The 24840-nt window shown below is 49.3% G+C and carries 12 protein-coding genes; all 12 read right to left on the bottom strand.

Going from position 1 to position 24840, the window contains the following annotated elements:
• Positions 1–7: 7 nt before the first annotated feature.
• The 12 genes from PGRAT_RS03480 to PGRAT_RS03430 all read right to left on the bottom strand — a co-directional run bounded on the left by PGRAT_RS03480 (position 8) and on the right by PGRAT_RS03430 (position 24789).
• Positions 8–4810, bottom strand: coding sequence for a type I polyketide synthase (locus PGRAT_RS03480; protein WP_025708388.1), 4803 nt, complete (start codon positions 4808–4810; stop codon positions 8–10).
• A gap of 23 nt (positions 4811–4833) precedes the next feature.
• A complete protein-coding gene (gene fabD, locus PGRAT_RS03475; RefSeq protein WP_025708387.1) occupies positions 4834–6096 on the bottom strand; it encodes an ACP S-malonyltransferase in 1263 nt (420 codons plus the stop codon).
• A 15-nt stretch (positions 6097–6111) separates the two neighbouring features.
• Positions 6112–9852, bottom strand: coding sequence for a non-ribosomal peptide synthetase (locus PGRAT_RS03470; RefSeq protein WP_025708386.1), 3741 nt, complete (start codon positions 9850–9852; stop codon positions 6112–6114).
• Positions 9853–9894: 42 nt separating this feature from the next.
• Positions 9895–11646, bottom strand: a complete 1752-nt coding sequence (locus tag PGRAT_RS03465; protein WP_025708385.1) for an ABC transporter ATP-binding protein — start codon at positions 11644–11646, stop codon at positions 9895–9897.
• On the bottom strand, positions 11624–13438 hold the full coding sequence (locus PGRAT_RS03460) for an ABC transporter ATP-binding protein (protein ID WP_025708384.1): 1815 nt from the start codon (positions 13436–13438) through the stop codon (positions 11624–11626). Before PGRAT_RS03460 ends, PGRAT_RS03465 begins: the two co-directional genes overlap by 23 nt.
• 28 nt (positions 13439–13466) lie before the next feature.
• Positions 13467–14198: a thioesterase II family protein gene (locus tag PGRAT_RS03455; RefSeq protein ID WP_025708383.1), complete on the bottom strand. Its 732-nt coding sequence runs from the start codon at positions 14196–14198 to the stop codon at positions 13467–13469.
• Positions 14199–15494: 1296 nt separating this feature from the next.
• On the bottom strand, positions 15495–16190 hold the full coding sequence (locus PGRAT_RS33975; protein ID WP_202903663.1) for a group II intron maturase-specific domain-containing protein: 696 nt from the start codon (positions 16188–16190) through the stop codon (positions 15495–15497).
• A complete protein-coding gene (locus PGRAT_RS34630) occupies positions 16111–16896 on the bottom strand; it encodes a reverse transcriptase domain-containing protein (RefSeq protein ID WP_218918642.1) in 786 nt (261 codons plus the stop codon). Before PGRAT_RS34630 ends, PGRAT_RS33975 begins: the two co-directional genes overlap by 80 nt.
• 492 nt (positions 16897–17388) lie before the next feature.
• Positions 17389–18927: a glutamine-hydrolyzing GMP synthase gene (gene guaA / locus PGRAT_RS03445; protein ID WP_025708304.1), complete on the bottom strand. Its 1539-nt coding sequence runs from the start codon at positions 18925–18927 to the stop codon at positions 17389–17391.
• A gap of 515 nt (positions 18928–19442) precedes the next feature.
• Positions 19443–21917 carry a transglutaminase domain-containing protein gene (locus PGRAT_RS03440; RefSeq protein ID WP_042266038.1) on the bottom strand — a complete coding sequence of 825 codons (2475 nt, stop codon included), beginning with the start codon at positions 21915–21917 and terminating at the stop codon, positions 19443–19445.
• Positions 21886–23133 (bottom strand): DUF58 domain-containing protein, encoded by a 1248-nt coding sequence (locus PGRAT_RS31430; RefSeq protein ID WP_052415684.1) that lies wholly within the window; start codon positions 23131–23133, stop codon positions 21886–21888. The genes PGRAT_RS03440 and PGRAT_RS31430 overlap by 32 nt, the downstream gene beginning before the upstream one ends.
• 258 nt (positions 23134–23391) lie before the next feature.
• Entirely contained in the window at positions 23392–24789 is a 1398-nt protein-coding gene (locus PGRAT_RS03430) for a polysaccharide deacetylase family protein (RefSeq protein ID WP_025707127.1), read from the bottom strand.
• Positions 24790–24840: the final 51 nt, after the last annotated feature.

The raw sequence follows: 24840 nt of genomic DNA, 5'->3' as shown, positions 1-24840 counted from the left end.
AAGATTATTATCGCCCTTCATCGTACTGACTCAGCAACAAATCTGCAGTCGAGGTTGTGATTTTTCCTTCAGCCAGCAAGTCAAGGATTTCCGGAATCGTCATCGAACCGGGAATCGCCGCCTTTTGTCCAGCGTCTTCATTTTTTCTGTCAATAAAAGCAGCCATCTCAACTATCGAGGAGTATGTAAAAATGTCCGTAATATCCATTACTCCCGGATAAGCGCTCTCCAGAGACTTTAACAAACGGATCGCTATTAAAGAGTCCCCGCCAAGATGATAAAAATTATCGTAAATATCTATTGCAGCCAGTCCCAGCGTGTTAGCCCATATTTCTCCGATTTTCCTTTCCGTACCTGTGAACCCAGACTCATTTTTACCGGTCATTTGAACAGATGAATTGGACAGTTCCGTATGCTCTATGCTTGCTTGCAGATTCCGGGCCTTTCTGGTTTCGGGTCTCCAGAATTGTACTATTTCTGCCGCAAGTGAAGGCAATGACACCGATTCAAGACCCGCTGCTGAATTCAATTCGCCAATGATTAATCTGCTGAGATCCATCTGCATCGCCTGATCCAATTGTCCGATAGCATCTTTGTTCGATAGCCCTTTAAAAACCGAGTGCTGCAAATCGACCTGGTAGTCATGGGCCATTCCTGTTTCAAGCCATGGCGCCCAGTTTATGCTTAACATTGGTCTTCCCGCTGCTGTACTGTATTCTGCATAAGCATCCAGAAAAGCATTTGCAGCGGCATAGTCTCCTTGTCCTGCAGTGATGGCAAATGAGGAGATCGAAGAGAACACAACAAAGAAGTCCAAGTGATCCTGCCTCGTTAAATAATCCAAGTTCAACGTTCCTTGTATTTTTGGAGAAGTAACACGATTAAACGTTTTGTCGTCTTTTCGCATCAGGATCCCGTCGCCTGCAACCCCTGCGCCGTGGAAAACACCATGAATTTCACCATATCTGCTGCGTATCTCAGCAAGAACCCTTTCGAGCGTATGCACATCGGTTACATCCGCCTGATGCAAGCTGAACTCCACTTCAGCGGAATCCAGTTTCATTAGCTTTTCGATGGTCAGCTTCAGACGTGTATTCCCGCTGGTCTCCAATACGGATAACCATTGTTCTTTCGGGGGAAGCTCCGAACGATGGATTAAGCAGATATGCGCATTGCCGAACCGGGCTAAATATTGGGCAATCTCAAGACCAATGCCGCCCGTTCCGCCCGTGATAATGTAAACTCCTTTTTGCCGGTAAGGTCTTACTGACGCCTCTTTTTGAAGCTGCAGCGGCCGAAGCACTTCCTGATAGCAGCGGTTTTTGCGCAGAGCCACTTCGCGTCCCAAATCAGGCTCCACAGTCAAACCTGTTACAACCGCAGGGTCCGCACCCAGCTCCAGATCCAAGCAACGGCAGTTCATTCCCGGGAATTCTTTTTCAACGGTTTTAGCGAGTCCAAATAGCGCTTTCCCGTAAGGGTTCAGAAACGGCTCCTGCTTCGTAACTGCATTGACATTATTTGAAATGACAATCAGATTGGGTTTGTTCCGGCCAAACTTTCCGTTACCCAACCCTTTGACCAGACAGAACAAGCTTCTAAGGCCCATATCCAGCCTGTCTTCAAGCTCCTCCAAATGATTGGAATATTCAGAATCTGCCAATGACCCCATATGAATAATAGATGTGCATTCCTTGTAGGAGGCCATCTCCAGCAATCGTATATAATCTTCATCTTTGGACCCTACAGTGTAATGATCGCCCGCCAATTCCATAAACACCGGGCCCGGTTCAACTATAATGAGTTTCTTTCCTTGGTTTTTCCAGAAATCGAGCCATGGTTTACCCACGCCTTTAGCGTCCTGCAAAACAAGCCATGGCCCTTGTAACAACGGGTTCTTGGTGAAGGAATAATCTTGCTCTGTCCACCCCAACTCATATAGAAACCGGTTCCTGGGAGCGGTTCTTTCATTCATAGCCTGTCTAACCTTCTTGACGGTATAACCATGAATAACAGCAAAGGGTGTACCGCTTTCGTCGAATAATTTGACATCGAATGTAGCAGTATCATTATTGGAACCCTTGCTTCGCAGGAGAGAGCTGTAAAAAGATCTGGGTGTTGGGCCGTAAATGGTCAATTTCTTATATTGATAAGGAAGATAATATTCATTCGAAGCATGAGGATTGACTCCATTCATTGCACAATCCATAAGAGACGGGTGAAGAACATACTCCTTCAAGTCATCGGAAAAAGACTCTGGCAGCACAATGTGAAGCAATGCTTCATCCCCATGCGTATAAGTCTGCTGTATGCTTTTCCAACGCTCCCCTACTTCAATGAAAGCTGAACTGAATTTTTTCTGTTCTACTTCATCCCGTTGCTCCATTTCGGCAATGTGTCCCATGTTTACTTTTTCCGGAGCAATCTGTTGCTTTGCAGGGCGCACCTTTCCTTCTGCATGGATAACCCATTCCCCATTGGACAAAGCGCTTGAAACATTGAACTCTATACAGTCTCCATAATTTTTCAGGATGGTGTAGACGTCCGAAGTTTCCTCCTTATCCACACGCAATGGGGAGATAAATCTCACATCTTCCATCTCCAGCACCTGTTGAAAAGCATCATAGCTTCTGCAAGCTTCCCTAGCCATCTCCAAATAGGTAGTTCCCGGAACGATATAACTTCCCATGATCTTATGCTCCCGGAGAACCCATTGACTGGTGACGTCGAATGTAGTGTGAAAGACTCTGGCCACACTTGAGTCAGCAAGCAAGGTATGCAGCAGAGGATGTAATACTGTCATCTCCTGTCTCACAGTTTGCTCTGGAGTTAATACCTCCGGCAAAGGTTGGACCCAGCATTTTGTTTTCTGAAAGGGATAGGTCGGCAAACTAACCTTCTGATGCCTTTTTCCGGTAAATAGTGCTCCCCAGTCTACATCAGCCCCTGCAATGTAATATTGACACAGTGCACTTAACACCCCGTCGTTATCCTTACACTCTCCATAGCCGTTCAATATATGCTGGGCTCTGCCGTTCATCCCCATTCGTTCATCTTCCGTCAAATCGCCAGGTTCCTTGTAAGGTTTGGCTTCGGGAACCAGCTTATGCGACCCATAAAAAATCCCCTGATCGTACAGTGACTCAATAGAGCTGGCCGCAAGCAAAGCAATCTTGCGTATAAGCTCCTCCCGGCAGGAAACAGCCATGGCGATCCGATGCTCGAAATGCTCTCTTCCGGTAAGAGCAGTGAAACAGATATCCCCCAGATTCGGCAGGATTTTCTGCTGGTCCAATAAATGCTGATATCGCAGAACCAGTTCGTGCAGTGCCTTTTTGCTCTTTGCCGACAAAACAAACATATATCTCTTTTCCAATAGCTCTTCATCAGCAGAAACATGATCTGCGTGAGATTCCTCCAGCACCAAGTGGCAGTTGGTTCCGCTTAATCCAAAACCGCTAATCCCGCAACGGCGAAGCCCTGCCCCGGAATGCCAGGGTGACAAGCGATTCACTACATAAACCGGTGAATCGACAAAATTAATTTTTTTATTGGGAGATTCAAAATGTATCGTCGGCGGCAGCTGTTGATGCTGAAGAGACATTATCAGTTTAAGCAAACCCGCCATCCCGGAAGCATTATCAAGATGACCCAGATTCGTTTTTACTGAGCCGACTCCACAAAATTGTTTGTGTTGCGTGAATTTCCGGAAGGCTCTTTCCATTCCGCTAATCTCCACAGGATCGCCAAGCGGAGTCCCTGTTCCATGAGCCTCCATATATGTAATGGTCCCGGGATCTATGCCCGCCTTTGCCCACGCATCAAGTATCACCTGCTCCTGTGCTGCAGAATTCGGGGCAGTAATGCCAATAGAGGTACCGTCTTGGTTCATTGCACTTCCTTTAATGACAGCGTAGATATGATCCCGGTCCTGTACAGCCAGATACAACGGTTTTAACAGGACTGCCGCTGTTCCCTCCCCCATGCCTGTTCCATCTGAACGATCATCGAAGGTACGGGCCCTCCCGTCATGTGCTCCGATGTTGCCGACAAGCTGAAGCCCTACATGAAACGGATTATCCGGCCTGACGGGAAGAAGCTGAAGTTTGATGCCCCCGGCAATCGCCATGTCACATTCATTGCTGCGCAGTGAGTTGCATGCAAGATGGACCGCCACCAGTGATGACGAACATGCGGTATCGACAATAAGACTCGGCCCCTTCAAATCAAGGAGATATGCAATACGTCCGGCAATAGTTGATTTAATATTTCCAACACCAGAGTGCTCAACAGCTGAAGGATTCATTGTTTGGATAATGTCTCTGTAACTGACTCCAAAATCATCGCTATGACCAAGGAAAACTCCGGTTTTGGTACCTCTAATGAGCTTTCCGCCATATCCTGCATCCTCAATGGTTTCCCAAACAGTCTCAAGCCAGATTCTTTGGGCGGGATCCATTAATTCCGCTTCTTTCGGGGGTATAGAAAATAAATGGCAATCAAAATTATCTATCTCAGGAAGAAAAGCTCCGTTAAAAAATTCTATTTCGGATAAACGGTCCCGTGGAACACCCTTTTTTATTAAATACGCTTCCAGCCTCTTCTTGCGCACTTCAGGAAAATCTGCAATTGCATCCTGTCCGCTTCGAAGCTGCTCCCATAACATATTTTTCTCCTCCGCACTGCCCATTCGTCCGCTGACTCCGATAATTGCAATATCGTTGCGATTTACCGTTTGGACAGACACGACAGGTTTTCTGTCTCTGGGTTCAAACAATACAGACTCTTTCATTTCAAACAGCTTTTTCAACAATGGACCTCCTTCCGGGTAACCTAATTGTGCAGCAGGCTTTGCTCTAATAAATGAAGATATTCAGAGTTCCCGCCTAGAACCTGGTGGAATCTTTCTTCCCTTTCCTCTTGAGTCACCTTCTTCGTATCCATGACCGAAGTCAGCATTGCCAATGCCTCCCCGATATCCTCAGGCCCGGGATTCCGTTGCTCTGCTTCAAGCCGTTCTTCCAGATGCTTTATCCTCTGGTACGGCTCGACTACTCCACTTTGATATTCATCGTTGTTCCAATTCATGTTAGGGATACACACCACTGCTGCCAGGCATCTGGACAGGATCGTCTTTCTTTCCTGACCTTCAGCCTGTTGCTGCTTCTGCTGGTATTCTTGCAGGACCTTGATATCTGCCAACGTATCCAGAGAATACGAGTCTATTTCCGTTGAATAAGAATTCATCAGGTTTCGAAGCACATTTTTGGGTCCCAGCTCAATTGCCTTCTGGATTCCGGATCTATCCATGAATTGCATTGAAGCATACCACTGTACGGGATGAGTCATCTGCTTCTTCAAAAGATCTGTAATTTGCTCATGCCCTTCGTATAATGAACCCGTCACATTTGACAACACCGGATACTTCAGCGGCTTGTAGCGCAGCCTGCCCAGTTCTTCCTCCAGGGCTGCAGCAGCCGGAGCCATAATCGGACTGTGAAAAGACCCGCTTACCTTCAGCCGGTGAACTAGCGCATCCTGCGCTTCCAGCATACTGCACACTTGCTCAACGGCTTCTTTTACACCCGATATGACGGTTTGATTAACCGCATTGTAATTGGAAACCACTACAATTCTGTCTGGTGCGGATACCTGCCGGCACACCTTTTCGACCTCTTCGCCGCGAATACCGCCGATGGCCGCCATAGTTCCTGAAACATCCTTTGAAGCCTCCTGCATAAAAAGCCCCCTTTTACGGGCTATTCTTACAGCATCCCCCAGCTCTATGGCATCCGCACAGGTTAATGCGGTAATCTCTCCAAGACTATGACCAGCGAGCAGCGAAGGCTTCTCGCCAAATAAATGCATATAGGTCCGGAATGCTGCGATACTGACTGTTAATATTGCCGGTTGGGTATTTTCTGTTCTGGTAAGCTCGGCAATATCGCCCTGCAGGCACATTTTCATTAGATCGTAGCCTAACGAATCACTGGCTTCTTCAAATACATGGCGCGCTTCCTCATAGGCAAGGAGGTCTTTACCCATTCCGATATATTGAGACCCCTGGCCCGGGAATAAAAAAGCTGTTTTTTTCACTTCAGCATTCTCCTTTTAATTAGTTTGCAGATCATTTGTCGAGGCTATATCTCTTACAACATTATGTGCCTCTATCTCTTCAAGAGCGGAAATATAATGCTCGATCAGCAATTCAACGGTCTCTCTTGACATCGATTGCGGATTATAAATCACATCAACTCTAAGCTCGGAAACAGTACAGACTTTGATATGAAAAATAAGATCAAAACCGCGGATAAGGAACGAATCCACTCTTGCTCCAGTCATAAATAAGGGATAAAATTCTCCGCTAATTGAACACTTGGAGCCATTACGGGTCATAACTTCATCCTTCTTGATGGGTACGGGCTTACGTTGTTGGTAGGCAGAATCTATGGAATAAAGCAACTCCGTAAAATTAGAAATCTGGCACAGGTCGGCGTTTAGAACTGAAAGCGTATCCTCTCCTTCTGAAAAAATGGGAATGCACATTTGATTGTGTTCACTTAAAAGAGATAGACTATAGACAAAAACAGATAGCAAAATATTTATAATTTGATGATTTTCTGACAGAGAAGTGATTTGAAGCGCTTTAATGTAACCCGATAAATCACACTGAAAGTTCACCGCTTCCTTGTCCGCTTCTTGAACTCTGTAATCGGCCTGAAGCGTCAGCGGTTCTATGCGGCTTGTTATTTTTTCATTTTGCATAATGATGAACTGCGCCAGCTTGAATGGAGACGGATTTGCAAAAACATCGGCTACCGATGTCACACCGGGATATAACCGGTCCAGCATTTCATGCATTTGAACCAACAACACAGAATTTCCTCCCAGTTCAAAGAAACTGCTGTATAATCCGATGTGTTCCAGACAGAGTAGGTTTTTCCAAATTGCAATAATGTTTCTTTCGTGTTCACTCAGAGATTCGTTTTCAGGAAAATGAGCTGAAAGTTTGGAGAAATCCGGTGTTGGGAACGATTTGCGGTCCATTTTCCCGTTGGGAGTCATCGGAAACTCATCGAGCTGCATAAATGCAGTAGGCATCATGTAGCTTGGAAGTGTACGAATCAGGCGCTCACGGATCAGCTGTACCGCTATCTTTTGGTCCGCCTTGTAGTAAGCAATCATCGCCTGCTCACCATTTGGCAATTGCCGAATTAGCACGGTGCATCCGGTGATACCCGGAATCCCAAGCATCACAGCCTCAATCTCCTCTAACTCTATCCGATATCCTCTTAACTTGACCTGATTATTCTTTCTGCCAATATATTCGATGCTTCCATCCTTCTTCCACCTTGCCATATCACCGGTACGATACATTCTGGCGGAAGAGCCTTTATCTCCTTTATAAAAGGGATTCGGTACAAACAAAGAGGATGTCAGATCAGGATTGTTCATATAACCTCTCGCCAGCCCAAGTCCGGATATGCATAGTTCCCCGGCAACTCCTGGCGGTTGAAGAAGGCCCTGCTGATTAACAATATAAATTTGCGTATTGATAATGGGTTTACCTAATGTGATTTGGCGGGCTTTTGTCACCTCTTCTACCGTAGACCAGACTGTAGTTTCCGTGGGACCGTACATATTATAGATTTTGGCCGAAGTGTATTTCCCCAAGGCTTCCAGCAGATGCATCGGCAAAGCTTCCCCACCTATCATGATTTCACTCAAATGCTGTAGGCAAAGTTTGGTGTCCGATTGACTAAGTATCAATTGTAATCGGGAAGGGGTTATCTGAAGCATATCGACCGAATGGCGGCTAATAAGCTCACTCAGCAAATGCGGATCTACCTGCTCTTTTTCCCCGGCGATAACTATCTCCATTCCAACCGTTAACGGAAGCAGCATCTCCAGCACAAAAATGTCAAAGGAAATTGTAGTGAGCCCAAGGATTTTCTTGGAATCATTAAAAGAAATCCGGGAGATCATCCCGTTAAAAAAATTGAGGACAGCTTGATGTTCAATCATCACCCCTTTAGGTTTTCCCGTCGAACCTGAAGTATAGATCACATAAGCCAAATCATTAATAGTATTGGAAAGTGGAACATTTCCGCCATCCGGGCAGTCTTCCAGCAGATCTTCCAAAAAGATGAATTCGCCTGAAAAACCAATGAAATCAGCGAACTTTCGCTCCGCTAACAGAACAGCTGCACCGCTGTCCTCCAGCATGTAGCTGATGCGGTCCGCAGGGAATTCAGGATCAATCGGCAGATAGGCAGCTCCTGCCTTCAAAATGCCAATAATGGCAGCAGGCATATTAGCCGAACGGCTGATCATCAGCCCCACAATCCCTTTGACCCCCAGATTCCGCAGCGATCTGGCAATTCGGTTGCCCTGTGTGTTCAGTTCGGAATAGGTAAGCGTTTGGGTGGCGGTCCGGACAGCAACATGTGATGGATGTTGTAGGACTTGCTTCTCAAAGAGTTCCTGTACAGCAGTTATACCCTCCGGCAATGCAAAACTTGTACCGGTATTAAGATTCAGCAGCCGTTGTTCTTCCTCGCCAGACAGCATGCTCAGGGAACTGATACTGCTGCGGGGGTTTTGAATGGCACCTTGCAACAAAAGGAAGTATTGTGCAATCAGTGCTTCGATATCTTCAGCATTGAAGATGTTAGAGGAATAGTGAAATTCAAATTTCATTAAACCGCTGTTCTCCCGGTCGCTTATATGGATGGACAAATCGTACAGCTCAGTACCATTGAAGACCCACTGAGTATCGTCCAGCCACTCCGAGTCGTATTTGGCATTCTGATAAGATAACATCACCCGGAAGAGATCATAATCCATTAAATCAGGATTTGTTTTGCGCAAGTCCTGGATCAGTAATTCAAAAGGATACCTTTGATTTCTGATGACTTCCGACTGCTCCCTGGTTATCTTTTGAAGAAGCTCCATCAAGTCCATTTGTTCATGCATATCTAGTACAAAAGGCGCTGTGCTGATATAAGTTCCCATAGTCTGCTTTTCAATGGGGGTAGTTCTGTTGTGCAGTGGCATTCCAATTGTAATTCTGGAATTGGAGGTTACTCTATACAAATAGATGTACAAGATGCCTGTCAGCAACCGGAACACGTTGATCTGATTCTCTTCGCAAAACACATTGATTTCCTCTGTTACATTTTTCGAAAGGATATATTCCCGGTTTTTGGCCGCGACTCCCCGCTCCTCATTTAAAGGTTCCTTTACTGAGCAGACCTCTGGGATTTCCGCATAATGTTCCATCCAAAATTTGCGGTTTTTTTCAAAACGGGCAGAACTTTTATAATTATGCTCAGATTCCAAATAACTGAGGTAAGAATGCCCTTTTTCCTGGACAGCAGAAAGCCCATTATTAAAATCCTCGTAATATTTCATTGCCGTGTTAAACAATAAGGACAGCGACCATGCGTCCGTCGTCAAATGATGCTGCTTGACATATAAATATGAAGTCCCCTCTGCAAACAGATATGCAAATTCAAATAAGTTACTGTCATTCAGTTCAAAAGGTATAGTCGCTTTTTCCGATACCCATTTCTCCAGCTGATCCAGAGAATCGAATGTATAACGCGGCAATGGAAAGGGGCGATACTCCGAAACATATTGTTCAACCTGCAGCTGGCTTCTGACCATTCTCAGCCGCATTCCTTCGTGGGCTTCCACAACCGCATTTAATGCTTGTTCAAGCAGTTCGGGAGAAAGGAGTGTTTTGAATTTATATTTGGCGGTAATATTATTTATGGCCGTTTTCGGATATAGAAGTTCAATATTCCATATCCGCATCTGCGGATGTGTTAACGGATAATAATTGGTCATGGTTATTCTCCTATTGAGATTAGTATTTGATCCATTTTTCCACTATGCAGTAAAGTTACGCTCTACCATACGCCAATACATTCCTCTTGCAGAAAGCAATTCTTCATGGCTGCCTTCTTCCTGAATGTGCCCATTATTCAATACATAGATTTTTGTTGCATTCCTAACCGTTGACAGCTTATGCGCGATCACAATCACCGTCCGTTCTTCCCTTAAAGAATCTACTGCCTTTTGGATCATTCTCTCAGAAGTATTATCCAAGGCCGAGGTAGCTTCATCCAGCAAAACAATGCCGGCGTTGCTGAGAAAGGCCCTCGCCAAAGCGACACGCTGAATCTGCCCCCCGGAAAGCTGGAACCCGCCTTCTCCAATCCGTGTCTGATATCCGTCACTCAGATCTCTAATAAACTCGTCTGCATTGGCCCGCTGGGCCGCTGCTGCAACTTCATCGAACGTCGCCCCCCGTCTTCCCATTCGAATATTCTCTTCGAGAGTCCCTTGAAATAAATAAGCTTCCTGTGAAACATACGCAATCTGTTCTCTCAGAACCTCTGGACTAACCTCCTTTATTGAAGTATTAAAAACAGAGAGTGTGCCTTTTGTAGGTAAATAGAATTTCAGCAACAGTTTCATGAGCGTGCTCTTCCCGCTCCCGCTGCCCCCTACAAAGGCAATAGTCTCGTTATACCCGGCTTGAAAAGAAATATGGCTCAGCACTTCCTTGTCATTGTCATATGCAAAGGAGACATCAGCACATTTGATGACCGGCTCATCCGGAATTCCGGACACCAAAAGCTTCCCCCCCGGATAATCCGATGGCTCCACCGGCAGCTCTTCAAGCTCTCGGACCCTCTTCATTCCGGACAATGAGCCCTGAAGCTGTGTGAGCAGGCTCCCTAACTGCTGAAACATAAAAGTCAAGCCCATAGCAAATTGGACGATGGCTCCAATATCTCCGAGATTTATAAATTTTCTGGATACCAGATAGCTGCCCACAACCAGAATTCCGACATAATTAAGGGAACTCAGCAAAAAATTAATAGAATCCAGGATTCCTTGAATCTGTCCTCTCTTAACCGTTAAATCCAACAAGTTATTTTTAATCTCACCATACTTGCGGATCATTATCGTTTCCATGGAGAACAGTTTGACCGTCTCATTTCCGTCGAGCACATCAACAAGCGCAGTATTCAGCTCACCGTGACACGATTGAATTTGATCGCCTGCCTTACGAAAAGATCTCATAAAGAGGCCGTTTACCGTAATCAAAGCAGCCCCCAATGCGATAACAACAAGAGCAATCTGCCAATTCAGCAGGATCATTAGTATAGCGGAGCTGACCCCATATATAATGGCGTATATCAATCTCGGGATTTGATTAGTAAAAATCGTTTCTACGGTCTGAATATCGGTATTTATTCTGGAAATCAGATCCCCGCTATGAAGCTTGTCTATTGAATCCATGCTAATATCAAGGGTCCGGTCAACAATCCTTATTCTCAGGTTTGCCATAGCCTTTTTAACGCTCACATTGAACATGTAACCAAATACAACCAGCAGGATGCATGCTATGACAGCCTCAATCGATATTATCCATATCCCTCGCTGTAATAAGGAATAATCCCTGTTAGCTCCGGCATTCAGCATATCCCGGAACACAAATGCAATGGTGGCAAATATACTGGCTTCCGTAATACTGTTGCCGATTACGCCAGTAATATAGAGTATGAAATTCGGCTTTATACACTGATAGGCGACTTTTAATTCAGAATTATTCCATTTCGGCAGCGGCATACGCTCCTCCATTCTGATCCTTTGAACCAGGCCTATGGTCTTGCTCATATAACGAAGCGTACAATCCTTTTCGTATCAGCAATTCACTATGGGTGCCTCTCTCCACAATCTTTCCCTGGTCCAGCACAATGATTTGATCTGCATGTTCAACTGTAGATAACCGGTGAGCGACGATAACGATGGTCTTATTCCGGGAAAGAATCCCGATCGACTTCTGAATAAGAGATTCAGACATTGCATCCAGCGCCGAAGTGGCTTCATCAAGGAGCAGAATCGGTACATCTTTGAGAATTGCCCGCGCCAGGGCGACCCGCTGTTTTTGGCCTCCAGACATGCCTACACCCTGCTCACCCATTACTGTGTCGTAGCCGTTGGGAAGCTCTGCAATAAACTCATGGGCGTTGGCAAGCCTGGCCGCTTCGATAATTTCTTCCCGTGATGCATCCGGTTTCCCATAAGAGATGTTCTCAGCGACAGAGGCCGGGAAAATCTGAGATTTCTGCGGCACAAAAGCTATTTGCGATCTAATAGAAGCAAGATTAATACTCTGAATGCGTTCTCCAAACAATAACAGTTCTCCGTCATCTGCTTCATAGAAGCCGCTAATCAGCTTAAAAATCGTAGATTTACCGCTTCCGCTTGGCCCCACAATAGCAGTCACACTATTTTTTCTCAGGCACAAGTTTATTCCGTTTAATACAGGCTGTTCGGGATTATAGCTAAAATGAAGCTGCTTGAATTCAAGGGGTTCAGCTTGTGAATTCACCATCATATCTTTGCCATCCGAACGTTCTTCGGAATATGTCAACAGTTCCTCAACATGAGTAAGCGTTCCCAATACACCTCTGAAGTTGTTAATCAGCATAGGCAGCTGGCTGGTGGGTTGAATTAAATAATTGAGAAGCTGGATGAATCCTGCAAGCGCACCAATCGTCATGATGCCATGAAAAGATAAATAGCCGCCATAGACAATGCAAAAAATAAAAGGAACAAGCTGCAGAATGACGATAAACGGTGATGATAACGCACGTCTCTTTTCAATAGCAACTGTATGGCTCATTACAGAGTCTATTGCTCGCCGGTACTTTCCAGAAAACAAAGACTGCAACCGGTAGGCCTTTAACGTCGAAATCCCTGCAATGGCATCATGAACAATGGCATTGGAGTTCCCTACATCTTCCTGGAGCTGAAGGATTCTTCGGGAGATTGGTTTACTTATCAGGACAATTAGAACAATTGAGATCGGAGTAATAAAAGTACAAAACAGCAGCAGCTTCCAGGATAAAATAGCCATATAGCATATGCTACCAAGCATGATTAAAGGATAATAGAACAAATTGAACAAATCATTCTGGAGAAAATTCTGGATTTGAATGAAATCACTGGATTGAAGAGACACCACGCTGCCGGTCTGGCGGGAATGAAGATATGAATAAGGCAGCTTCACAACCTTATTGATCAGTTGGGACTGAAGATCTTTAATCATATGTGAACTGATGCGGACCGATAAAATCTTTGTGATAAATTTAACAAGCATACCACCGGCAATAAGCCCAGCCATGTACATCAGCATGCGGTAGATTTCCTGGCTCTGGCTTGTACCGGTCAGATTAATGGATTGCTGAATAATATAGGTCATGCCCAAATCGATTGAGGCCGCCAGTAAGGAAACCACAATACACGCACCTAGTGCATATTTATATGCAAGCATTGATGAAAGCAAAAATCCAAAGGAATCGGTCTTGTTTCTTGCCAGGTGTTGACCGGGCTGAATTTGAACATTATTGACCAAAGCAGCTAACCTCCACGTGAAGCCTGAGTTAAAAAAGTGGTGCGCCGGTGATTAATGTATTTGTGGGCAATAAGACACTATTAATCAAGTTGGAAACTTGCTCAGTCTGCTCATTTATGAAAAAATGTCCCCCGGAAAAGGCATGGATTGAGCATGATCCGTTCGTGGCGGCCTGCCAGGCAGCAGCTTGTTCTTGAGTCATATCCTCCGTTCCGAATAAAACGGAAATATCTGCATCAAGCGGCTCCTGCTGATGATTATATTTATACGTCTCCGCCATTTTAAAATCCGCACGCAAAATAGGGAGAAACAGTTCCGCAAGTATCTTATAGTCGAACAGTTCCTTAGGTGTTCCCTCGTAACGTAAAACTTCTTCGATAAAAGCATTATCGGGAAGCGCATATCCCCTGTTATTGACAATCGGCAATTGCGGTCCCTCTCTTCCTGAGAAGAATAGATGGAGGGGATCATGTACGCCCCTCATACGCAATTGCTGTGCCAGCTCAAAAGCAATCAGACTCCCTACACTATGGCCCCAGATCGCATACGATTCATCCTGCAGTGTGAATGCCAGAGACTGGGCGATATCGGCAGCCGCTTCATGCACACTTTGGTAAAAAGGGATGCCGGATCTGACACCTCTGCCTGCAAGTTCTACTGGCATAATCTCTATTGTTGGATGCATGTACTTCTTCCACTTTCCGTATAAGGAAGCTAACCCGCCGGCATACGGAATGCAAACCAGTTTTATACTCTCCATATATCCCCCTAAAAATTAGGTTAATAATATAACAAACCAACAACAACATTAATTATATAGTTATCAAATAGAAGTTATTGTCGAAATATAGCATAATTTTATTATTTTATAATTTCGCCACATTTAATTTAATAAAATGGCTATATATAACAATAAATTCATCATTTTTACCCAAATATAGAATAAAAAACCTAACACAAAGCAAAAAGTGAAACGGATACTTACTGTATCCTCCCCATTGAAAGGAAACAATCGTGTGTGGTTTGGTACTAAAGTTGCGTAAACAGGAATTTTTTCCACCATTAACCTTTGTCATCGACGGCATGATATTAGGATGTGAACTAACAAAACAAAATCAGAAATAACAGTTAACTGCATGATTGAGATCCCAAACATGCGGCCAATCAAGATGAAACTTGAAATGGTTTCATGAACTACTAGAACAATAAGCACGACGCGGCCCAGCGAATACAACGGCGCGCAGTCCGATCGAACTCGAAGCGGCTCTGAACATGAAACGTGGAACCTTTAGCTACAGCCTTGCCGCCAGATGCGATAAGGTTGTTTTGTTTTTCTGCGTTCCAGTTGATCTGCTCAAGCTCATGGACGAGTACATAACCCTACGCAGCAGCTTCATAATGTTTATTTAGAATCTTGTTAATTCGTGTTTCACAAGAACAAAATTACCTTGGCGGGTGAATAACAACACGGAGCTTACGGCCGCAGGGATTCCCCGCCGCTCCAAATCAACGGGGCATGCCAATGTCGATCGTTGTGCTATAGGCAGGCTTAGCGTCTTTTGGCTTGCTCAGCACTCATATTGTTATACTGCATGCACAATGCTCACTCAAAAGTCAGTTAAGACATGCATTGGAGGCCTTAAGATTATTGTGTGGGTCCTTCTGGGACACGATGGGCTCCCTTCACGACCTATCCGCAGCAGTTGCGGACTGGAAAGCCGTTATTGAAAGAAGACTCGTCTATTCAGCAGGACAACGGACTGAGATGCCTTTATTTGTCCCTTTCCCCTTTATTGCAGGCTCAATCGAACGATATAACGACTCCTGAGTCCGTATCCGCTGAAAAAGCAAGATTTTTGGCAAAATGAGGTCTCCTCTGTCCGCTTTAGTCCGCTGATGGAGCCCATCCGCCTGCATCGCTTGTATCCTCTGAGGCTTCCAAGATCTCCGCATTTTTGACCTTGTATAATATCCTATACAATCGAGTAGGAGGCTACCCATTAACTGAGCAGCCGACCTCTCACACCACCGTACGTACCGTTCGGTATACGGCGGTTCAACCGTATAAGTGCAATTTACGTAGATGCTCGTACTGTGCAGGGAAGTCATAATACCCGGCTTGTACGAGCTTTTCGTTTGTTATGGACCGAGACAGCACCGGGCTTCCGGCCACTCGCCAGTAGCCCAGACGGGAGTTCCCCCATTGGTGGGCCTGCCACTCCGGTATTCCCAGTTTCTTTAGGTTTTGTACCTTTGTTTTGGGCTTCTTCCACTGTTTCCAGATGTACATTCGAAGCCTTCTACGCACCCATTCGCTCCAGCTTTGTAGGGTCCGTTTCATATCGGCTACGTAGAAGTAGCCAATCCAGCCACGAATGTAGGCTTTCACCTTTTCCATGACTTGTCGTACATTCCTGCCCTGACTGCGGCTCGTCAGTTCTTTCAACTTCCTCTTTGCTTTGGCAAGGGATTGACCGTGGGCGCGTATATACAGCCCATTTCCGTTCTTGCCCAAGGCAAAGCCGAGAAACTTGAAATGCTTCCGGGCCACAACGCTCACAACCTTACTCTTCTGCGGATTCATCTGGAGTCTGAGTTTATTCTCCAGGTACTTCCGGCAGGTTTCCAGAAGCCGCGTTGCTGCCCGTTTGCTTTTGGCGACCACCACGATGTCATCCGCATACCGGATGACGTTCACTCCACGGCCCTTCATCTCCTGGTCGAATTCGTTCAGATAAATATTCGCAAGCAATGGAGATAAGGGGCCTCCTTGCGGAGAGCCTTCCTCGGTTTTGCAGTGTACCCCATTCTCCATAACCCCACTTTTCAGATATTTTTTTAATCAGCTCGGTTACACGCTTATCTTGAATTTGTTTACGCAGGAGATTCATTAGCAGCTCATGGTTCAGGGTGTCAAAGTATTTGGAGAGGTCGATTTCGACTGCGTAGCCGTAGCCTTCCTGTGCATATTCTTTTACCTTCCGGATCGCCTGCTGTGCACTCCGTCCGGGGCGGTAGCCGTAGCTTCCGTCTAAAAAGAGCGGCTCAAACAAGGGCTGCAGCTTCTGAGCGATAGCCTGCTGAATCACCCGGTCGATGACCGTGGGGATGCCCAGCTTCCGCATTCCGCTTCCATCTGGTTTGGGAATTTCCTTGCGCCGTACCGGGCTAGGCTTGTATTCGCCTTCCCGGATCCTTTGCAGAAGTTCGTCCTTATGTTCCTGCAACCACGGCAGCGCCTCTTCTACGGTCATTCCGTCGATTCCTGGCGCTCCATGGTTGCGTTTGACCTGCTTGTACGCTCTGTTCAGGTTATCTCTGTCCAGAATCTGTTCGAGCAGGTCCGCTGCACCGCCTCTTTCTCTACGTTCCCGAATGCCGGCACTCCGCGCTCCCGCATACTCTTCGCGTTCCACGCTATCCCTTTGCTGGCAGCCCTTTCGGTATTCTGCTTTCATTGCACCGACTCTCCTTTCCGTGTGTACTCGAGACTTACGATTGTTTGGCCCTTCCCGAAAAAAAAACTTCCCGGTACTATGGCCTCTGCTGACTTCTCACAGCAAGCTTTACTCCGTCGTTCGGATTTTTTTCCTACCGGACGTCTGTGAGACCTCCCCGGGTAAGAGCGATAACCTTCCCCTCATCTATCTGCCACATTTACATGCTGGGATTCGGGCAGTATTGGACTTTGCTTTGATATGCAAGCTCGTCCGTCCCAGTATGCCTTGTATGTGATTTCTGTTCGTCAGACCGAGGTTTTGCCTCCGGCTTCCTTCAGATTCCGCCTCGCGGCGGACACCCTTGCCTTTGGCTAACAGTTCCTACTGCCAAGCCTGTAGCGGACTTTCACCGCCGAGTTATCGCCCATGCCGGGCGCACATAAAAAATACTCCCTTTTATTTGCTGAACAACGCAGATAAAAGGGAGTATTTTTTTGCCTCTATAGTTTTTTATTCCCACTCAATCGTTGCCGGCGGTTTCGAGGTGATGTCGTAGACGATGCGGTTGACGTTGTCCACTTCGTTGACGATACGGACCGAGATTTTCTCCAGCACGTCCCAAGGGATGCGCGCCCAGTCGGCGGTCATGCCGTCGATCGAGGTGACGGCACGAATGCCAACGGTGTAGGAATACGTACGCTCGTCCCCCATAACGCCCACACTCTTCATGTTAGGCAAGGCGGTGAAATACTGCCAAATCTCGCGGTCGAGGCCGGCTTTGGCGATCTCTTCACGCAGAATGAAGTCGGAATTGCGCACGATCTCCAGCTTCTCTTCGGTAACCTCGCCCAGCACACGGATAGCAAGTCCCGGACCCGGGAAAGGCTGGCGCCAGACGATGGCATGCGGCATTCCCAGCTCTTCGCCCAGCTTGCGAACCTCATCCTTGAACAAGGTATTCAAAGGCTCGATCAGGCTGAACTTCATATCTTCCGGCAGTCCGCCGACATTGTGATGCGATTTGATGGTCTGCGCCGTTGCCGTGCCGCTCTCCACAATATCGGTGTACAGTGTGCCTTGGGCAAGGAAAGAGAAATCCCCCAGCTTGGCCGATTCCTCGTCGAAGCAGTAGATGAACTCATTGCCGATGATCTTGCGCTTCTGTTCGGGATCGGAGACACCCGCCAGCTTGCCCAGGAAACGCTCACGCGCATCGATCTTCACCACATGAATGTCGAATTTGCCGACGAAGGTTTCCATTACGCTCTCTGCTTCACCCTTGCGCAGAAGGCCGTGATCGATGAACATACAGGTGAGCTGGTCGCCGATAGCCCGGTGAATCAGCATCGCAACTACCGAGGAGTCCACGCCGCCGCTGAGGGCGCAGAGCACCTTTTTGTCACCGACTTTGGCCTGAATATCCTTGACGGCATCCTCAATAAACGATTCCATCGTCCACTTGCCTTCGCAGCCGCAGACCTCGTACAGGAAGTTCGAGATCATCTCATTTCCGTTCACGGAGTGGCGCACCTCCGGATGGAACTGCACCGCGAAGAATTTGCGGTCCGCATGGCTCATTGCCGCAATCGGAGCACTCTCCGTGCCGGCATCCAGCTTGAACCCGACAGGAAGCTCTACCACATGGTCTCCGTGGCTCATCCATACCGTCTGGCCGCTTTCCAGGCCTGCTGCCAGCACAGCGTCCAGTTCAAAGTCAACGTTGGCCTTGCCGTATTCCCGCTTGTCCGCACGTTCAACCTTTCCGCCCTGCTGATGGGCCATGAGCTGCATCCCATAGCAGATGCCGAAAATTGGCAGCCCCAAATCATAAATAGCCGGGTCTACGTGAGGCGCATCTTCAGCATACACACTGCTTGGGCCTCCGGAGAAAACAATCCCTTTTGGCGAAAGTGCCTTAATCTTCTCAAGTGGCGTATTGTACGGCAGAAGCTCGCTATATACCCCCAGGTCCCGAATTCTGCGCGCGATAAGTTGATTGTATTGTCCCCCGAAATCGAGAACGACGATAATTTCATTTGGCTTGTTCATTACGTGCCTCCCTTGATTATTGGATTCATTATACTCATGGTTAATTCTCACCGTCAAGGAAAGGAAGGCGCGTTGCCTCTATGGCTTTCCCCTTATCCGGCGGGCGAATATCCGCGGTTTGGCGGATGTTCATAGTATGGGGTTCTGCAGGATGAATGAGTGGGAATTTATGGTTGGTGCGGGGAGGTACATACTGGGATTATTTCAAAATCTAATCCAAGTGGAAAAAGGGAACTTAAATGATCGCGTCCCGCTCCCCCGCAAGTGCTAGTTGGAAAAAGGATCACTAATCCGGCCGATTCGCTACCACAACAGGGAAATCGCTTAATTTAACTCTACTTTTTCCCACTATTTCCTCTATAAGAATGCTTTTCCGTCCATTTATGTGTACTAATTTCACTTCACTTTGACGCTACTCCCATGATCCTGCTCTTCCGCCACATCAAAAGGAAATCATCGTTCCTACCCACTAAAAAATAGGCCATTCGCTGTCCGGGCAGCAAATGGCCTGCTGATCAAGCCAGGCGGAAGGTGATCGCCAGACAGTGGGCGACAAAGGCCGCGCCTTCTGGGCCGGCAGTTGGGACCAGAGCCAAGCCCCTTTGGCTGGGTGGCGGGATATCCAGGAGCGGCGCGGATTCCTGCGCCGGGATGGCCGGGAGCGGAGCGGGTTCCTGCGCCGGGAAGCCGCTCCGGGCGGACAAGCACGGAGGTGCTGAGGCCGCGCGGCTGCTGTACGCCAGGGCTTCCCACTGGCGTATGAATTGCCGGACCTCGGCGCGCAGCCGCGCGTCCTCAATCGCCAGGGAGGCTGCGTACTCCCTGGCCGTTACCCCGGGCGGCGGCGGCCCGTACCGCGCCGTCAGCCCGCGCCAGGCCAGAGCGGCTGCGCGCAGCTGCCGCTCGCGGCTGACCCTGCCGGCGCACCGCGCCGCCGGCAGCAGGGCCAGGCAACGCCGCCAGCGCCAGGCGGCGGCCAGCCCCACCAGCGCGGCGGCAGCCGGCGCTGGCGGGTTTCCGCCCGCCTGCGGCAGGGCGGGCAGGACGTCCGCGCCAAGCGCAGCGGACGCGGGGGTTCCCGGCGGGGCGGATGCAGCCGCCGCGGGGTCCGCCGCCGGGCCTGCGGCAGCGGCGAGGGCGGCAGCGGGCGTGGGGTCGAACGGGACCCAGCCCGTGCCGGGGAAATAGACCTCCACCCAGGCATGAGCATCGCCTTGGGTAACGTCATAGCGCGGCGGTACAGCATCTGCCGCCAGGGTCCCCGGCCCGTAGCCCTGGACATAACGGGCCGGAATGCCGGAGCTGCGCAGCAGCACGGTCATTGCTGTCGCAAAATGCACACAGTAGCCCTGCTTCGTAACGAACAGAAAATCATCCGTGAAATCAGCCCCCGGTGGCGGTATCCGTGTCTTCAGCGTGTAAGTAAATCCACTCTGCAGGTAATCCCTTATGGCGGAGACAGCGGCATAGCGCGTATCCGCAGAAGCAGTGAGCTTCGCAGCCAGCTCAGCGACCCGGTGAGGCAGACGGGCCGGCAGCTGCAGATAGGAATCGCGCACGGACATTGGGTCCATTCCGGCAGAAGCCCGCAGCACAGCCGGGTCACTCTCTGGAAGTATCGAGGTTACTGTGTATTCCGCAACCCTGACGGAACCGCCCGCCTCAGGAAGCCTGAAGCTGTTCTTCTGCGGATTAGCCAGTACATAGCCAAGCTGGCTGCCATCCGTCAGTGTAATGTTTTCTAATTCAGCCACCGTTCCGGCACTGAACACCGGCAGTCCGCCTGAGGAGGGGACTGCGAATTGAAACCGCTGAATAAGCCTGCGGTTTTTCCCTGCCTCTTCCGCCTGTTTCTGCTCCGGACCCGGCAGGGCTGCCAGATTAAACGGCAGAAACGCTGTCCCGTCTCTGATCCAGCGCCGTCCGTCATAGTAAGTAATACTCTCTCCCCTCCAGTAGGAGGGCTGATTGGCCACAACACTGAAAACTGCTTCAGCATTGGACGCCAGGGGAGCGCCAAGCTCTGCTTCTCCTGAGCCGTAACCTGTGCTCCCTTGCTGGACCTGCTGCTGTTGTGATGCTTCCTGCATTTGCCCTGCTGCCCAGTGCCTCATCTTGTCCAATACCGGCTGGAAGGTGACCGGTCCGCCTTGACGCGCCCCATACAGCTGGCCCCCTGTCCAGGCTGCCAACGTTATGATCAACGCGGCGGCCAGTGCCAGCCCTCCCCAGCGCGTATAAGGGAGAACAGCGCTTCCGGTGTCCTCTTTAAGCCGCAGCAGGCGGTTCAAGGCCTGCAGCCATAGAATCAGACCCAGGGCAACTATAACATCCCCGGTTGTTTTCACCGTGAAGCCCATATCCAGCGCCAGAAGGTATACCAGGGTCACTAGGGTAAAGAGCGTTGTGCTGCCTCTGTACAGCGCCAACTGCTGCACGGAGCAAACCAGCAGCCCCCAGCCCAGCACCAGAATCAGCAAGCGGCTATTCCCGCTTAACGCTGAGATATGTCCTGAGAAGAGCAGCGTTAGATCATCTGGAACTTCTGCGGCATACAAGCTTAGCCAGCGGCCCCCCTCATTGCCGTCACATATATAGAACCAGGTCAAAGACATGATCATGAATTGAACCGTATATTGAAGCAAATTAGAAAGCCGGAGGCTTCCCCACAACAGCAAGGCTGCGGCACAAAACAGCAGCGTGTGCAGCAGCCGCAGTGTATCCGGCTCCACGGCAGTCCGGAGCAAGGGAAGCAGCCATTCCATGAATAGCCCCAGAATGGCCAAAGAGAACAGCAGCCGATAATGCAGAGGACTACTGTCCCTGGAATCAGCTTGACTGTCCTCCAAATGATCCCGGCCGTCCAATGCAGCTGACCTGCCGGTCCGCAGCCCCCAGCGCTTCTTCCACACGGGTAACGGTCCGGTATATTCTTCTGCCGCTACAATCGTCTGCCCCCTACCAAAGCGTTGACCGCTCCTGGAAACCATGGACTTCCCCCCCCTTGTTTCCTTGTGACAGGGAACTATCCCCAAGGCAATACAGGCAGGCTCCGAGTCTGGTCAAGCTGGCGCCAATTGTGGCTGACGGGCTCCACTGGCTATTCACCGGACCGCCTGCCTGCCGCGGAGCGGGCTGATCCCAGACATAGTACAGTTCAACTTTCACGCCCTGTACCAGAAAACGGGCAAGCGTACGGGCGGATTCTTCCTCCAGCCTGCCGGTAATAACTACAACCGTCATCCCGGGGATCCAGCCCCGTGAAGCATCCTCCAGCAGCGCGCTTAGAGAACGCCCGCCGTCCGGGGTAATCTCGGTGAGCATATCCTGTACTCTGGACGGGATTTGCCCCAGCCCTTCATGTTTGGCCATGCCTTCCGGCCATCCGCCGCTGAAGAACTGCACATACGCGCCGCTTTGCTCCGCTGCGAGCAAAAGTCCCATTGCAGCGGAAACGGCCCGTTCAAAGGGAGCAGGCGGGTTCCCGCGCTGCCCCCGGGGTGTCAGAGCTCCGTAAGGAATTTCATATTCCCCGGAACTGTTGGCAAGAACAATGCAGGACATGCGTCCATCTTCCCGCTCGGGCACCCGGCTCTGCAGCGTTCCCTTCCGTGCACTGTTCTTCCAATGAATCCGGCTTAGGGGGTCACCCGGCGCATACTCGCGGATTTCACCAGCTTCGGCGCTGTAATTACGGGTTCGGCTGCTGCTTACCGTGTCACCCGGTTTTGCTCTGCTGTAATGCGCAGCTCTGCCTATATACAGAGGTCTTGGCCGGACTTTGAAGCTGTCACCGCTTCCGGACTGACAGCCTCCTGTGAATAAACCCAGCAAATCTCCCCATCTTACACTGCACCCGTGAAGCCGGTGTACCCCGCGCTGCACCTCATGCAGCGAATAGGTATAGGCCAGCGAGCGCCGGAATCCGGGAAACAGCAGCTGCTGGTGCATCCCGCCGCTCCATTGGTCGGCTATAACCATCCACGGCAGTGGAATTCGTGTCCTGAAGGCAACCTTCACGTCTACAGTCAGCGTATCCCCGGCTGTAGGACGGACAGCAGACAGGCTGCGGGTAACAATCACCTTACGGGGACCCAAGAGCTGCAGCTGCAGTCCTCCAAGCATTAGAACTCCGCTGGCCGTTAAGAGAAACAGCAGTGTTTCTCCTCCGCGCCAGGCATACAGAGCGCCGAGGACAGCCGCCACTGAGAGTATTCTTATCCACTCTCCCGCGATATTTCGGGCCCGGTGAACAGGCAGACTTCCGGTTATATTTAGGCTATTTTGATCTTTCCGGGCAAGCGGGTCTGGTTTCATTAAGGATGAAGAGGACAATTGGGCTACCCTTCCTTTGGCTGTAGACTAGCTTCCTGCAGCCATCCTAAGGAATATGGCGTAAAGAAGCCTGATAATGTCTATTCTTCCCACGAAAAAGAGTACCCAGACCTGCAGCTTTGCTACATTTCAAAGCGTCTTTACCCTGCGTTCCTCCGCAGTCACTGCTGCGGTCAGCGGCGGGTGTCCGGCAGCATCCAGCAGCCCGCGGAGGGAGATCCATAACGAAGAGCCGATGAGCTGCACATCCGCGCTGCGGATCTGCTGTCTGCCGTCCCCATCCGTTACAGTAAGCTGCTGATGTGCTGCATCCGCCAGAATGGTCCGGCCATTCCAGACCACCCTGCCGCTGCGGCTGGACACATCCCAACTGACCTCTCCTCCAAGCCTTTCGACGGCTGCACGCAGCGGCACCTTATATTGTCCTTCACGGATGGTGTACTCTCCGGGGAGCAGCTTGGTCTCCAGCAGGCCAACCTCCAGTGCCAGTGCCTTGCCCGGTGTGAACAGCTCACGGTTAGGAATGATATTCGCAGCAATCCATGCCTTGGAAGGCTGGGCATGACCCGCTCGGGCCGCGGAAGCAGATACTCTGAACTGGACGGGCTGCACCTCTCCGTTCAACACGCCAAAGGCATATCCAGCCGCTTTATAGCGCTTGATAATCTCCGGCAGAGCCTTGGCGCTCTGCTCGTGGCCTCCGCCATCATGAAGCAGCAGGATTACCCGGGAAGCGGTCATATCTGCTACAGATTCCTGCAATATATCCCCGGCAGGCACCCCTTTGCGTTTGGAATCACCGCTATCCACCGTCCAATCCATTACGGAATAACCGGCTTGTGCCAGGAGCCGGAAATACAACTTGTCGAAATGTCCGAATGTGCCGCCCGGAGCACGTACGAGCTGCGGGCGCACCCCTGTGATGTTACGGATAATCTCCTCGGTTTGCTTGATTTGCGACCAAAACTCTGTAAACCCGCTATATAAAGCATGGTAGTTATGATTATAGGTATGATTGCCTATGGCATGGCCCTGTTCCCATATGGCACTGATCAGCTCCGGCCGCTGTTTGGCCTGCTCCCCAAGCACAAAAAAGGTCGCCTTCACCCCCTGCTGGCGCAGAATTTCCAGAACCTTTGGAGTGATTTTGCTGGGACCGTCGTCAAATGTTAAGTAGACCATTTTTTGCTTGGTCTGTGCGGGAAGGGAAGGTTTGGCAGGAACCTTGGTTACTGCAGCTCCATTCTTTACTGATGCCTCTGCCCTTATTGCAGTTTTGGCTGTGGTTTGGGCGGCTGCCTGTGAAGGAGTAAGGCTCATGGAAAACGCTGCACCTGAAGTGAAGCCTGACAGCGGTTGAAGACGACCGGCATCAGGCAGCGCCAGAGGCACATCTTGCGTCAGGGCAGCCGGAAGATTATTCTTAAAGAGTACTGTGCGCCCCGCAAATGCAAGTACTAAAACCACCATAGCAAGCAAACCGCCGAGGACGATCCGGCGGACATTATTTTTTCGGTAACCCTTCATCTTTTCTACCTCCAGCTTTCTATTGGCGCATTCGCGTCTTTTGGTAGATTG

The sequence above is a fragment of the Paenibacillus graminis genome (assembly GCF_000758705.1).
In the GTDB taxonomy this organism is placed as follows: Bacteria; Bacillota; Bacilli; order Paenibacillales; family Paenibacillaceae; genus Paenibacillus_AQ; species Paenibacillus_AQ graminis.
The sequence above is the reverse complement of the archived record's forward strand: the minus strand, read 5'-3'. Positions and strand labels throughout refer to the sequence as shown.

Bases quoted from the DNA above. Each gene is read 5' to 3' on its own strand.
- guaA (WP_025708304.1), bottom strand. From the start codon at position 18,927: ATGAACAAGCCAAATGAAATTATCGTCGTTCTCGATTTCGGGGGACAA.
- PGRAT_RS03440 (WP_042266038.1), bottom strand. From the start codon at position 21,917: ATGGTTTCCAGGAGCGGTCAACGCTTTGGTAGGGGGCAGACGATTGTA.
- PGRAT_RS03465 (WP_025708385.1), bottom strand. From the start codon at position 11,646: ATGCCGCTGCCGAAATGGAATAATTCTGAATTAAAAGTCGCCTATCAG.
- PGRAT_RS03470 (WP_025708386.1), bottom strand. From the start codon at position 9,852: ATGACCAATTATTATCCGTTAACACATCCGCAGATGCGGATATGGAAT.
- PGRAT_RS03455 (WP_025708383.1), bottom strand. From the start codon at position 14,198: ATGGAGAGTATAAAACTGGTTTGCATTCCGTATGCCGGCGGGTTAGCT.
- PGRAT_RS03430 (WP_025707127.1), bottom strand. From the start codon at position 24,789: ATGAAGGGTTACCGAAAAAATAATGTCCGCCGGATCGTCCTCGGCGGT.
- PGRAT_RS34630 (WP_218918642.1), bottom strand. From the start codon at position 16,896: ATGAAAGCAGAATACCGAAAGGGCTGCCAGCAAAGGGATAGCGTGGAA.